Annotated in this window: 1 protein-coding gene; it reads right to left on the reverse strand. The window is 61.0% G+C overall.

Translation table 11 applies throughout. The features are described from left to right. On the reverse strand, positions 1 to 421 hold a 421-nt coding region (locus ATN38_RS30310), incomplete at both ends, for an integrase core domain-containing protein (protein ID WP_218749300.1).

Here is a 421-nt window from a genome sequence, read left to right on the forward strand (position 1 = left end):
CGGCAGTGCGCCGCTCAGCTTCGCTGGTGTACTCGCGGGAGTACAGCAGTTCTTCGGCGAGGATACGGTTGTAGCGTTCGACCTTCCCGTTATGTTTCGGGGTGTACGGCTTGATCCGGTAGTGCCGCGCTTCGCGTAATGAAACGGTGAAATCTGCTGCCCGGTAGCATGATCCGTTGTCGGTGATCACGCGCTCGATACGGGTGATGCCATGCGCCGCGAAGAAGACGCGGGCGTTGTTCATGAAATCGATGGCTGTTGCTGCGGTTTCGTTGTCGCGGGCTTCGGTGTACGCCAGGCGGGTGTTCCCGTCGATCGCGGAATGCAAATAGGTGTACCCGACCCGGGCTTGCTTGTTCTTCGTTTTCCGGCGTTGCGATCGTTTGGCCTGCTCGGAGCCGCGGCCGTGGGCACGCCACCC

This window comes from Rhodococcus sp. FH8 (genome assembly GCF_019266085.1).
Classification (GTDB): domain Bacteria; phylum Actinomycetota; class Actinomycetes; order Mycobacteriales; family Mycobacteriaceae; genus Rhodococcus_F; species Rhodococcus_F qingshengii.